Annotated in this window: 8 protein-coding genes; 1 reads left to right on the top strand and 7 read right to left on the bottom strand. The window is 66.6% G+C overall.

Features of this window, described 5'->3' with window-relative positions; all coding sequences use genetic code 11:
• On the bottom strand, positions 1-309 hold a 309-nt coding region (locus JJV70_RS22985), incomplete at its 3' end, for a YbaK/EbsC family protein (protein ID WP_306823499.1).
• A gap of 239 nt (positions 310-548) precedes the next feature.
• On the opposite strand from JJV70_RS22985, the gene JJV70_RS20155 reads away from it, so the two are divergent.
• Positions 549-1,298, top strand: a complete 750-nt coding sequence (locus JJV70_RS20155; RefSeq protein ID WP_219049449.1) for a class I SAM-dependent methyltransferase — start codon at positions 549-551, stop codon at positions 1,296-1,298.
• 148 nt (positions 1,299-1,446) lie between these two features.
• On the opposite strand, the gene JJV70_RS20150 is transcribed toward JJV70_RS20155, so the two are convergent.
• The 6 genes from JJV70_RS20150 to JJV70_RS20125 all read right to left on the bottom strand — a co-directional run bounded on the left by JJV70_RS20150 (position 1,447) and on the right by JJV70_RS20125 (position 12,284).
• On the bottom strand, positions 1,447-1,926 hold the full coding sequence (locus tag JJV70_RS20150) for an ASCH domain-containing protein (RefSeq protein ID WP_308294922.1): 480 nt from the start codon (positions 1,924-1,926) through the stop codon (positions 1,447-1,449).
• The gene (locus JJV70_RS20145) at positions 1,923-3,977 is read right to left on the bottom strand and encodes a GNAT family N-acetyltransferase (RefSeq protein ID WP_219049447.1); all 2,055 of its coding nucleotides are present in this window, start codon (positions 3,975-3,977) and stop codon (positions 1,923-1,925) included. Before JJV70_RS20145 ends, JJV70_RS20150 begins: the two co-directional genes overlap by 4 nt.
• Positions 3,978-4,356: 379 nt before the next feature.
• Positions 4,357-5,097, bottom strand: coding sequence for a DISARM system phospholipase D-like protein DrmC (drmC, locus tag JJV70_RS20140; RefSeq protein ID WP_219049446.1), 741 nt, complete (start codon positions 5,095-5,097; stop codon positions 4,357-4,359).
• Positions 5,090-7,117 carry a DUF1998 domain-containing protein gene (drmB, locus tag JJV70_RS20135; RefSeq protein WP_219049445.1) on the bottom strand — a complete coding sequence of 676 codons (2,028 nt, stop codon included), beginning with the start codon at positions 7,115-7,117 and terminating at the stop codon, positions 5,090-5,092. The genes drmC and drmB overlap by 8 nt, the downstream gene beginning before the upstream one ends.
• Positions 7,114-10,866 carry a DISARM system helicase DrmA gene (gene drmA, locus JJV70_RS20130; RefSeq protein WP_219049444.1) on the bottom strand — a complete coding sequence of 1,251 codons (3,753 nt, stop codon included), beginning with the start codon at positions 10,864-10,866 and terminating at the stop codon, positions 7,114-7,116. Before drmA ends, drmB begins: the two co-directional genes overlap by 4 nt.
• A complete protein-coding gene (locus JJV70_RS20125) occupies positions 10,863-12,284 on the bottom strand; it encodes a type IIL restriction-modification enzyme MmeI (protein WP_308294926.1) in 1,422 nt (473 codons plus the stop codon). The genes drmA and JJV70_RS20125 overlap by 4 nt, the downstream gene beginning before the upstream one ends.
• Positions 12,285-12,347 lie beyond the last annotated feature (63 nt).

Raw genomic sequence — 12,347 nt, 5'->3', positions numbered from 1 at the left:
CGCCTTGGCCGCGAGGGTGTCGATGAGCTTCTGCTCCACCAGGTTGTGATCGCCACGGAGCAGGACCAGGGTGAGCTGGTCGTCGACCACGTACACCAGCGTCTTGATCTGCCGTTCGGCCGGCACGTCATGCAGGCGGGCCAGTTCCTCGATGGTGCGGGCGTCAGGGGTGTCGAACGCCTCCGGGGCCGCCAGCCCAGCGCCGTCCACGACCGCTGGCAGGGCAGAGGTCGCCTTCTCCGTGTTGGCGGCGTAGTCACAGCCTGGGCAGCGGACCACCAGATCCTCACCCGCCTCCGAGGGGCTCATGAACTCGACCGAGGCGCTGCCGCCCCTATTGGCGAAGCCGTGCCCGACTCACACCGTTTGAGAAGCCCCAGGCCAGAAGCGCGCCAGGTAGACCGGACTCGGTACGCAGACGGAGGCAACGTGGCAGAACCGCCCGAAGGCGCGGCCAGCAGCGATCGATCCGTGGACGCCATCCGCCGCTACTACGACGCTCTCGGTGATGAAGAGTCCGACCGCCTCACCAAGACATCGCTGGCAGGGTGTCCTTCGAAGTCCACCGCCGCTTCCTCCTCCGCTACCTGAAGGATGGGCAACGGGTCCTGGAGATCGGAGCAGGACCCGGACGGTTCACCACGGTGCTCGCCGAACACGGTGCGCACATCGTGGTCACCGACGTCTCCCCGGTCCAGCTCCATCTGAACGAGGTCAACGTCGCCGCAGCGGGAGCCCAGCACACCGTGGAAGCCCGCCACACGCTCGACGTCCGCGACACCAGCAGGTTCCCCGACGCCTCGTTCGACATCGTCCTGGCATACGGCGGCCCGCTCTCATACACCTTCGGCCAAGAGCACGAAGCCCTCACCGGCCTGCTCCGGATCGTGAAACCCACCGGTGCAGTCATCGCCTCGGTGATGTCCCTCTGGGGAAGCTGGAGAGCCCGCTTCCCCGAAGCCACCCAGCTCGGCCTCCGCCACGGCACCGACGTCACCGACGCCGTCATCCGCACAGGCGACCTCCGCCACGTACCTGGCATGACCCACGTCTGCCGACTGTTCACCTGGCAGCAACTCACCACGCTCGTCACCGAATGCGGCGGCGAGATTCTCGCAGGATCAGCCAGCAACTGGGCAAGCCTCGAAGACCCAGCCGTCCTAGCCGACCTCGAACGCTCACCCCAACTCTGGGACCGATTCCTCACCCACGAGACCGCCGCCTGCGCTGTCTCCGGCGCCCGGGACGGCGGCACCCACATCATCCTTGCCACCCGCCGCCGACCGCCCTCATTGTGACCGGAAGTCCCATGCTCCCTGTGCCATGGACCCCGTGACCAGCAGGAACATGTGGCAGAGCGAACAGAAGGCGTTCACCCGTATCGGAGACTTCTTCCTACACGCCATCGGCACCGCAGCCCTGCAACAGTTGCCGACGGATGAGCCCCTACACGGGCACGAGATCGCTGAGGACCCCTTGCAGCGCAGCGTCGGCATTCGGGGCTGCGGCGGCCATCTGACACAGGTCATCACGGGTCAGGTATCGGTAACTTTGGGGTGGGTGGAACGGGCCAGCGGCTCTCAAAGCGGTTAGCGGCACCGGCTCCTCGAAGGCAATCGGATCTTCCAGCGAGAGTCCGCTGGCTTGGCGGGCGCCGTCCATGTAGGCGTCGTAGTCGCGTCGGCTGATCCCGTTGGAGTCACGGCTCGCTGACCACACCTCGCTTGGCGAAGCCACATGGACCGAAACGAGACGAGCCGTACCCACGATCGCCATCGTCGGCGCGGTGGCGTACAGCAGGATGGGGATCCCGGGCTGACTAGCGACGCGCTGGCGACGCACCTCCACCGTTTTCGTTCCGGCCAGGATGGCCGTAGCCCAGCGGGGGTGGACGGACAGCAGCATGGCGCGCTCCGGGCCGTTCACGTCTTTCTGTACCCCTCTTCGTAGACCGCTTGAAACAGCGCATTGCTGATCTTCGACAGCGACATCAGGGACAACGCAGGTAGCCCTAGTGTCTGTGCCAACGCCTTCAGCCGTCCGTACGTCACCGGTACCGGAAAGATCTCGGTGTCCGAGAACCTCAGAGCCATCGCTCTTCCTGACGCATCAGCCGCCGCACGAACCTCGGCACGACCATATACGCCCAGGTGTTCGAATCGCGAGAAGAGGGCGTCCGGTGCGTCGATCAGTACTTCGTCGAGTCGGGAACAGCCAATCACGATCTTCCCCTGCTGCGTCGACGTGTCATCGCTGACGTACCAAAGGAGACGAGCTGGGGTGCTTTCTCCTCTGTGCCCCGAAGATCGGTAGTAGACATGTTCGCGGCTGATGCCAAGATCGGCATCACGGGGCATGAGCATGGAGGGGACGTTGAACAGCTCGGACGACCAACGGGGTTTGATGGGCACGATGAAGGACAGCAGCGCAGAGTCGATCAGCTTCGCCGGCCACCAGGAACGCTCGGCCATGCTCGCAATCTCAGCCGAGAGGTCTGCGGCCAGGCTGGGTACTGGTAGCCCCGACCGCCCGGCGACCTCACCGGCTACGGCGGAAACTTCTGCCGTCGAGCCGCAATGATCAACCATCAAGGCAGTCAGGCAACCGCCGTGCTCGACGAAGCCGTCGGCCCCTGACGCGGACCTGGCTGCTGAGGAAGGATGCGGGTCGGAGATGCGGATCACTTGCGCCCCATTTTCCCGGCCAAGCCGCTTCAGCATGAACAACAGCTGCCGCGCCAGGGTTTCTTCGAGGGCATGCGACGCGGTCCGCAGAAGTGGCACGTTCAGTGTCCGACCGTCCAGAGCCCAGACGTACAGCGCTGCGGGACGCCCATCTTCGTCCCGCAGCAGCTCCCGGCGCCAGTGAACCGAATCGCTGACGAAGCCTTGGAGCCGTTCGGTGAAGGCGGAGCTGCCGTCACCATCAGCCTGGTCGAAGAAGGCAACTAGTTCGCCTTCGCCGCCCGTGATTACTTGCCCGGCAGAGAACGCCGTACCCATCAGGTCTGCGGGCCGGTACACCTGGGCCTGACGCAGCTCATCGACATGCATGGTTACCACGGAGGGTGAAACCACCTTTACGCGAGCTACGCACCAAGCAATGTCGGACAGTTCCTTCAACGCGGGATCGCGTGTCACCAGGACCTGGAGACCTGCGCACGACGTCTCGGCCACGTAGCGCAGCCGACTACGCAGACGGGCATCAAGCCGCAAGTCGGGCATTTCCCCGGTGACTGCGGCTACCAGCTCCTTGTGTCGAGCGATCACGGCATCGGCGTCAGGGGAAAGTTGTCTGAGTCCGGCCAGTTCAGCTCGCTGGGGCTGACGAACAGAGCGATCTGCCACGTCGCGCACATCGTGCAGTAGCTGTGGGGTGCATGCCAGCTCAACCAGGTCGGCGAGCCACCCTGCTTCAAGGGACTGGGCCTCTTCCACATCGCGGTCATCGCCGACGCCCTTCAGTCCGGCGAAGACACCATGATCAACGGTTACCACCAGCAGGGCGTCACTATGAGCGTCAGCGAAGAGATCTTGATGCCCGAAGTCCAGCCACCACGTGTCCAGCGTCTCCCGTGTATGACCTCGTCCGAGGCCCTCGCCCCGCGGGACGAAGCCTAGGCTCGTCCACATGCCGCTGAGCCCGTAGTCACGTCGGCATCGCGCCTTGATCCCTAGTCGTTGGGGGTGTCGGGCGCGAAGATTCCGGATGAGCGCCCGAGCTATGCCTTTTGCCCGGTGCTCCTCGGCCACGCAAAGGTGGGCCAGCCGCACGTGGTAGTCCCGCTTGGGCAGGCCAAAGAGCGCGTAGCCGACCACCTCCTCCCCGTCCAGGGCGACGAGAAGCCCGCCGTCCTCGGCGTACTTGCGGTACGCAGGTGGGGCGAGGAGCCCCAGCCACCTTGTGTACCTGTCACCCAAAGCAACAGCCTCTTCAAGCAGCCGCCCCCCGGACACTGGGACTACCTTGATCGCCACCGGCTCCCCTCCAACTCCGATGTCCATGCACGCCCGAACCAATGCCCTACATTGCATACCCTGTTGCAGCCACTGGCGAAGTGCTTTTCGATCAAGCTCAGGAAAGTTAGCGCCGACGGGGAGGCGCGGCGGAGGCTGAATGCGTACATGTATCTCAGCGCGTCCGAGCGGCTGGAGCATGTCGCGATCATGCGGGTCTTCTGCGGAACGCTGCTGGCGGATCTCAAGCTGGCCGCTGACCGCTTCACCGCCGCCCGCCCGGCCTTGGCCCTGTCTCAGCTTCTCACGCCCTGCCGCCGGGGACGGCTCACCCCCGTCCGCGCAGCGGGGTACCCACTCGTTCGTCGCCTGGCTCCCGAAGCGGTGGCCGACAGCCGTCCTACGGCACGGAGATCCGCTCGTACAGGGCTCCCTCTGCTTCCCGCAGCTCGCGTTCGACAGCTTCGGTGAGGTTCGGATTGTCGATGAGGACGCCGAACTCGACGTTGTTGTACTCGGCGCTCTGGGACAAGTTCGCGCTGGCCACCAGGAGGAGGTGGTGGTCGATGGCGAGGAACTTGGCGTGGTTGCGGACGTACGCGCCGTCGAACTCCTTGGTTCGCCACACCTGGGCTGGAGCCAGGTGGGCGGCCACGTCCGTGGTCGAGGGGGTCCACTGTTTTCCGCTGCCGTCGGCGGCGCGGGTGTCCATGTAGACGCTGACGGCGACGCCGTCGCGCTGTGCGGCCTCCCGCAGCGATGTCCAGAGTGCCGAGCTGCGTTGGAAGTTGAAGGTGGAGCAGGTGATCGCGTGGCGGGCGCTGTCGACGAGGCGGGTCACGGAGGTGGTGAGCGGTCCGCTCTGGGCGAGGTGTCCGGGCATGGTCCACAGCGGTGACAGCGTGGTGGGAAGGGCCCGTGCTCCCTCGATTGCGCGCAGGACGAGGATCTGTTGGGGTGCTGCTCCAGGCCCGTTGCCGAGTGCCTCCAGCAGGTGCCGGACCTCTGCGCGTCGGCCGACGGCGATCACCTTGAGTGCGGTGGTCAAGGTGTCGCCGTCGGCGAGGCGGTCTGCTATGTCCTTGGCTTCGGTCCCGGTCAGGATCTGGCCGAGCTGACGTGGTGCGTCCGCCTCAGCCATGGGTCTGGAAGAAGCCGAGGTCGCTGCCGGGCAGGTCGAGGAGGAAGCGGCGGTCGAGGAAGCGGTTGGCGCGTTCGCAGGAGGTCTCCGAGGCCATGACGCAGCAGTGGCAGGCGGCGCCGTGGAGGAAGTCCTCGGGGTCGTGTGGGGTGCGTTTGGAGCAGATCGGGTCGGATGAGCAGCGCTCGGCTTTGCGCAGTGCGCTTTCGACGACTCGCTGAAGTCGTGTGGGCTCGCTGAGTTGTACGAGGCCGCCGAGGGTGCCGTCGCTGTCTGAGGCGGTGGTGCAGATGAGGAGGCCGGCTGCTGGGCCTCGGCCTTCGGCGGCGGGCCAGGCGTAGAGGCGTTCGCTGAGGCTGGCGGCGGAGTAGCCGCAGGTCAGGGCGAGTTCGCGGATGAGGATGTGGGCGAGGGTGTGGACGAGCCAGTAGCGCGGAGGCTTGAGGCGGGTGTCGGGGTCGATCTGGCCGGCGGTGTCGGAGAAGCGGCGCTCGAAGTTTCTGCGGTGTGCCTCGCGGTGGAGCTTCCACAGGTTGGTGTCCAGGACGCGCTTTTCCCATGAGGCGACGGCGTTCTCGTCGAGTTGGAGGAAGATGCCTTCGCCCCGGTCCTCGGTGGCGACGGTCCAGGCCGGCCGGGACGTGCGGGTCAGTGGTGCCAGGCGGCGTGGGAGGTCGCCGACGCGGTCCATGTCGTCGATGCGGGTGAAGCCGACCAGGGCGTTCACCTTGCGGAGACGTTCGACGGCGAGGACGCGGGTGATCTCAGGTCTCAGGGCGTCGCCGCGGTCGCGGGTGGCGAGTGTGAGGCCGCTCTTGGGGTCCTCGACGCGGGTGCTGAAGATGTCGCGCAGGAGGTATCGCCATTCGGGGACGAGGAGGTCGACGGGGTCCCAGTCGCGGAGCTTCTCCTCCTGCTGCTCTTGGGTGTCGGTGGGGGCGGCGGCGGTCTGGAGTACCTGTTCCAGATCGTGGTCGGACAGGCCGGTGACGTCGATGCGGCCGTCGAGCAGGTCCCGGATCATGTCCGGGTTGTCGCGGTATTTGGCGAGTTTGTCGCCGAGGGTGGTGCGGACTCGGTCGGCCAGGTCGCTGGCTTCCTCCTCCTGGGACTCCGGCATCACGATGATCGACTGCGTGGCCGGGAACCACAGGTTGGAGGCGCCGACGAGCATCAGCCGGGTCTCGTTGCGGCAGCCCTTCGGTTCGAAGGCGTCCAGGTGAGGGTGTCGCCCGCGGCACTGCGGGAGTTTGGTCCTGCCGGCCTCGCCCTGGGCTTCGTTCATGGGGCGCCGCAGGTCACAGGACGCGCAGTGGATGACGGCCGAGGCGCCCTTGCCGGCCGTCCGGTCGACCATCTTCAGGGCAGGCAGCTCGGCCTTACTGCACGGCTGTCCGCGATGCACCCACAGGTCGTAGGGGAACTCGTCCAGGTGTCCGTCGACGCAGGCCAGTAGATACCGGGCAGGGATTGCGGTGCGGCGCATCGGCTTTCGGGTGCCGGCGCCCGCGCGGCCCGTGCACTTGGCGTGTTCGAAGACGGCCAGGTCGGTGCGGAAGGGGTGGGTGTTGCGGTAGTCGAACTGAGCGAGCAGTCCGAGCATGTCGCAGCCCGTGCACCGCAGCCACTGCGGGAAGACCCGGGACGGTACGCCGAGGTCGTTACCCTCGGCGGAACGGCTGTGCTTCTTCGGCTGCCAGGGGTACGGCCGGAGCTGGACGTCGGGCGAACGCAACATCATCCGGACCACGTCCCGCAGGCGCGGGGCGTGGATCTGCAGGGGAGTGGAGTCGCGGCGCCGCCAGATGCGGTCCCAGTCGTCCAGGCCCGTGGGCATGATCGTGAACTGGGGCAAGTCCATGATCGCGCCGGGACCGTAGGTGTAGAGCAGAGAGGAGGGGCGGGCCGAGCCGACCTTGGCACGGTTGTGCTTAGTGGCCTTCTCCGCCTCCTGCTCCAGGTCGCCTAGCGGGTCGACGGCGTGGGCGACGTCGTAGACGAAGCGCGTCTCGTCACTCACGAATTGTCCTCCGGCATCTTCCACTGAGGGGCATGGTCAGGCGCCCGGTACACCAAACGTTCCTTGATCGGGCTCACCAAGAGGTTGATCTCCGGCTGCACCTCGCGCATCGAGTTCGCCACGACGAACGGTGCGGCGTCACGGGTGTCGATGCCCGCCTTGGCATTCTCCGCGCTCATCATCAGCGCGTCGTGCCGACTGTCGTCCAGAACCCTCTCGTACACCAGGGATTTACGCAGGTCTGTGAGGTGCCTACGCCGCTTGTCCCACTGGTCGAGCCGGTTCACCAGGCGCAGGCGGGCGCGGTTGGCCGCGTCCTCGTCGCCGGCCCGCGCGACACGGCGTACGAGGGCGTCGATGAGTTCGCCGGCGAAGTGCTGCTCCGCCTCGATCCGGGCTGCCCCGTCCTCCGGGGACAGCCCGTGGCCGTGGCCGGCCTTGGCGGCCTGCAGGACACGGGCGGCGCTGACCAGCACACCGTCCAGACCGCGTTCCAGGGATGTGACCGAGAACGGGGTGACGGACAGGGCCTCCACCTGGGCGTAGAACGTCTCGTGATAGTGCCGGAACTGCTCGAAGTGAGCGAGGTCCCTGGGCCGCGCCCAGTTGCCGAGTGCGAGGACCAACCCCGGCCGGTCCGCGGTACGGCCGACACGGGAGGACGCCTGGATGTACTCCGCGGTGTTCTTCGGCTGCCCGACTACGAGCATCAGGCCGAGCCGAGTCACGTCCACACCTACCTGCAGCATGGAGGTGGCCAGGACCACGTCGTACGGATTCACCTCACGGGCGGGCTCCGGCTTCTTCGCCTCCCGCAGCGCGCGCCGGTTCCGCTTCCCCGCGGTGGAGTCGAAGTCCGGATCGAACGTCGCCGCCATCTGGTCCAGCGTCGCGGTGATGTCCGCACTGGCCACGCGCGAGGTCAGCTCGGCTACGTGCAGTGAACCGTAGTCGGTGCCGGTGCGGCGGGGGAGCTTCGACCAGGGGCGGCCCTTGGCGAGCGCGGTCTGGATGTCGTCGCTCATGTACCGAGCCATACCGGCGAGTTCACGGGTGGCACTGAAGTAGCCGACCAGGCTCATATACGGGTCGGCCGCGCGGCCGGAGCGGTCGAGAAGCAGCTGCCCGCCGGCCAGGAGCACCTCGGCGACCCGGATCTCCGCCGTGGTCAGGCGCACCCCGGTCGTGCTGATCCCGACGTACCGGCGCCCCGGGTTCTTCTCGGAGACCGGGATCTCCTTGGAGAAGTAGGTATTGCCCGCGTCCAGGACCTGCGGAGGGAAGATGGTGACATCGCGCCCGTACAGCGCACGCACCTGTTCGGCCGCGTTACGGGCGGTGGCCGTGGAGGCGACCAGCAGCGGACGCACCGGGCGCCCGCCCTTCGTCCGCCAGTCCGTCATCACGTCGATGGCCACCTCGAACAGGCCCACCGTCGTGCCGAGTGCTCCGGTGATCAGGTGCAACTCGTCCTGGATCACCAGATCCGGGGGCCGCAGCCGCGTGGCCGGATGAACGGGGGCCGCAGGCCAGGCGTCCTTCTTGGGATGCTTGCTGCCGTCCTTGATGTCGCACTGCTGATAGTCGGGATGCACGTAGCCGTGCCGTTCACAGCGCCGCGAGACGTGCCCGAACAGCGAGGCGGCCTCGCCCTCCCGCGCCAAACGGGCGAACTTGTCCACGGTGGCGATGACGAAAGCCGGCGCGAGCCGGTAGATCTCCTCGTCCACCGTGAGCACCGGCAGCCCGTCCGGGACCTCACCGCCGTCGGCGAACGGACAGCCGGCCAGCTCGTCCCCGCAGTACACGTACACCCGGCGCAGCGCGGGCTCCGTGCGCACATCGCGCGCTTCCACCCGCGTCCCGCACCACGGGCAGCGCTGGATCTGCAGCACCGTCAGCCGATACCCACGGCCCCCATGGGCCTTGCTCAGCTGCTCGGCGGCCTCGTCGTACCGCTTCGGGCTCACATCGGTACCGACCCACAGCCCGATCCGGAACGGCTCCTCCCCCCACGTCGCCACATCATCGCGTCGCGCCAACTCCGAAGCGCACACCAGGGCCGTGGCGCGCTGGAACTGCTGGGCGGTGAGCAGGCGCAGTGTGTACCGCATGAGGACGGCCACCCCGGACCGCCCGTCCAACGGACCCTCGAAGGCATCCACGACACCCTGACGGCGACGGATCGCGAACGTATACGCGGCAAGACCCAGATACGCCTCCGTCTTGCCACCACCGGTCGGGAAGAACAGCAGCTGCGCTTTGGCCAGATCCCCCGACCGCTTCTCGGCCGCCGGGTCGGACAGCAACGGCAACTGCATCAGCACGAAGGCGAGCTGGAAGGTACGCCACGAATGCGCCAAGGCCCCCTTCCCGGCGAGGATCGCCTCGCGAGCCTCCTCGATGCTCTCCTCCGGCCGACTCGCCCGCCGCTCCGCGACCTGCGACTGCACACGTTGATCAGCCATCACCCGGTTCATGAACCGGAAGCAGCGCAACGCCTCCTCATCCCCCAGAAGATGCTCCAACCCCTCCTCGAGCTGGCGCTGCACCCGCCGCGCCTCGGCGACCGCGTCCAGACCCTCCGACCGCAGATGTTCCGGAAGAGCTTCGGCCCGCCCCTCCTCGCCATCCAGCCAGGCCGTGTAACCCGCGACGATCGGCTCAAGACCCGTACGCAGCTCGCCGATCGAAGCATCCTGTAGCTTGCGCATGTCCAGCAGGGCCGCGCCGATCTCCTCGGCGGCTGTCTGCGGCGTCTCACTCGCCGGAAGCCATGTTGTCCAGACTTCGCTGGCCCTGCGGGCTCCCTCGGCTACCTCCCAGTCCACCGAGCAGGTCCGCCCATGGGCGAACTCCAGACGGTTCCGGTACTGCAGTCGCAGCCGCCGCAGCTCGTCGTCCGGCTCCTCGCGCGTGTCCAGGAGTACGTCATTGACCGGCAGGAACACTGCAGCGCCACCAGCCGACACCGACAGCTTGGTCTGGTACAGCCACGCCTCGACCGGGATCTTGCGAGGTGTCTCCCGGTCGTTGCACAGAGCCACCTCGATCAACCGGCAACCACTTTCGGCATCGTCGTAACGATCCACCCGGAGCAGCACCTCGTCCTTGAGCACGATCTCGGTCGTCCGGGACGGCTCCAGGCCGGCAACCCTGATCGCTTTCGCGATGGCGTGCGGGGTGCGCTGGAAACGACGGAGAGCCGGAGCGGGTGCTGTGCCCTCGCCTTCCTTGGTCCCCTCCCCGCGCTTCTCCTTCACCGGCTCGTACGTGCCCCACGACGCGGTCACCGTGAACTCGTCCAGATCATCAGGGATCTGGAAGCGCAGCCCCATCGACGCCGGGATCATCAGCCCACGCTTCTGCGGCTGGTCCTCGACCTCATCCTCGTCCGAACTCGCGCTGCTGTCGTCAACCGCGGTGAGCGGCACGCCCCGACTCTCGGCAGCGTCCACAGCGTCGCCCACGTCGGTCGCGGCGTCATCCGATCCCGCCTCGCCGGGATCGCCCTGGCCAGCCGTGAGGCGCACGGGCGCGATCCGGCCAATCAGGTACGCCGAGTCGGGGACACCGTCGAGGATCTCGTCCGGGCCGTTGGCCGGGCCGAGGAGCTCACGCTCCAGGACGTCGACCAGGTTCTCCCTGGCGGTCCAGGAACGGTCGTCGGGTTCCAGGGCGAGACGGTAGGCCGGGGCCTGAGGATCGTTGCCTGCGGGTTGGGCGCTGTTACGCCGCGGGGTGGTCACTCGTGGTTCTCCTCGTCTTCGCTGCCCTCATTGTTGCCGGTGGGACCGACAACGCCCTGCGAGGCGGCACGGCGATGGTTCTCTTCAAGGAGGCGGTCGAGGATTTCCACCCGGGCGGCGGGGCTCACCGTCCAGCGTTGCATCTGGCGGTAGGTATAGAAACCGTGGTCCAGGGGGACGTCATCCCAGCCGTAGGCCGCCATGACTGCTTGGTCGAGCTCAACGTGGATCTCGCGGAGGTGGGCTACGTCTGGGTCGGCGGAATCCGTGATGGCGGGGTCGTTAACCAGGTTGTAGAGCTTGGTGAGGCCGAGGGCGCGGCGGAGCATGATCTCGCGGCGGCCGGTATCGAGCATGTGGCCGGCTTGAGTGAGAGCTGTGGTGGGGTGGGGGCGGGGGTACGTATCGAAGACGTCGGAGGGGGTGTACCTGATTCGGGTCTCCAAGGTTGAGCCGTAGGTGATGGCCCATGTCTGGTGTAGAGAAGAAGACAGAACTGCCTGGTCGGCGTAGGAATCCGTGGCGAACACAACCAACGCTTCACTGGGCACCCGATTCGTTTGCACCCGGACAGGCATTACCGACTTGCTGTGGCGTGTGACGACGAGCATCTCTTCCAGGCCGATGAGTGCCTTCCGCAACCCAGGCCGCTTCTCCGCGTACTGCCACCAGCGGTCGCGTAGCGCTTTCCGGTTTACCTTCTGACGATCCGCCTTGACCGTCCGAAGGACACGCTCGTAGGGAAGTAGATAGTCGCTTGCCTTCTCTTCTGTACGGTCGTAAAAGTCGATCACCCACCGTGAGGGCGAGCCATCTACCCGTGAGTTGAGGTCCTCACCGTTCAGATACGGGAAGAGCACTTCCGCATTTCGCGCGTCGGCCTCGATCCACGCTGCGGCCTCCTCAGGCTCAAGCACGAACCCCATGCCGAGCACGATGCACCCTTGGAACGAGATCCCCGCGTTCTCCGCCAGCCGCGTCGGATTGCCGTCCACTCTGCCACCCGGTTCCAGCAGGGTGGAGATCCGTTCAACCTCAATGTCGCCCTCGGTCTCGGCGACGATTCGGGGCACCGCCAAGTTAATCTTGGCCCGACTGCCCCATACCGCCGCGTACTCCAAGTTAGCGCTGGCCGCTGGCCACGATCGGCTCTGAATCGCGCGGTTGATCGTGAAGTCCTTAGAGACCAGTTGATCGAGACCGACCTGACGCGTATCGCCCTGGGCGACGGTGTTCGTCGCAACCAGCCCGAGCCCTCCCTGCCGCGCGAGCAGCCTGTACGCGCGTAGGAAGAAGTACGCAACAAGATCCGCACTGCCTTTCCTGCCGTCCGCAAGCGTGTTGACGAACCAGTCGCGGACGTTGGTCCCCATCGAGCCGGTGAGTTTCTGGCCACCCAGGAACGGCGGGTTGCCAATGAGCGGATCTCATCTACGCCCTGGCGAGTGAAGATCGTTTCCGATGGATTACGAAGATCGCCT

This window comes from Streptomyces sp. JJ66, assembly GCF_019303495.1.
Taxonomy (GTDB): Bacteria; Actinomycetota; Actinomycetes; order Streptomycetales; family Streptomycetaceae; genus Streptomyces.
This window is presented reverse-complemented; position numbering and strand designations above follow the sequence as displayed.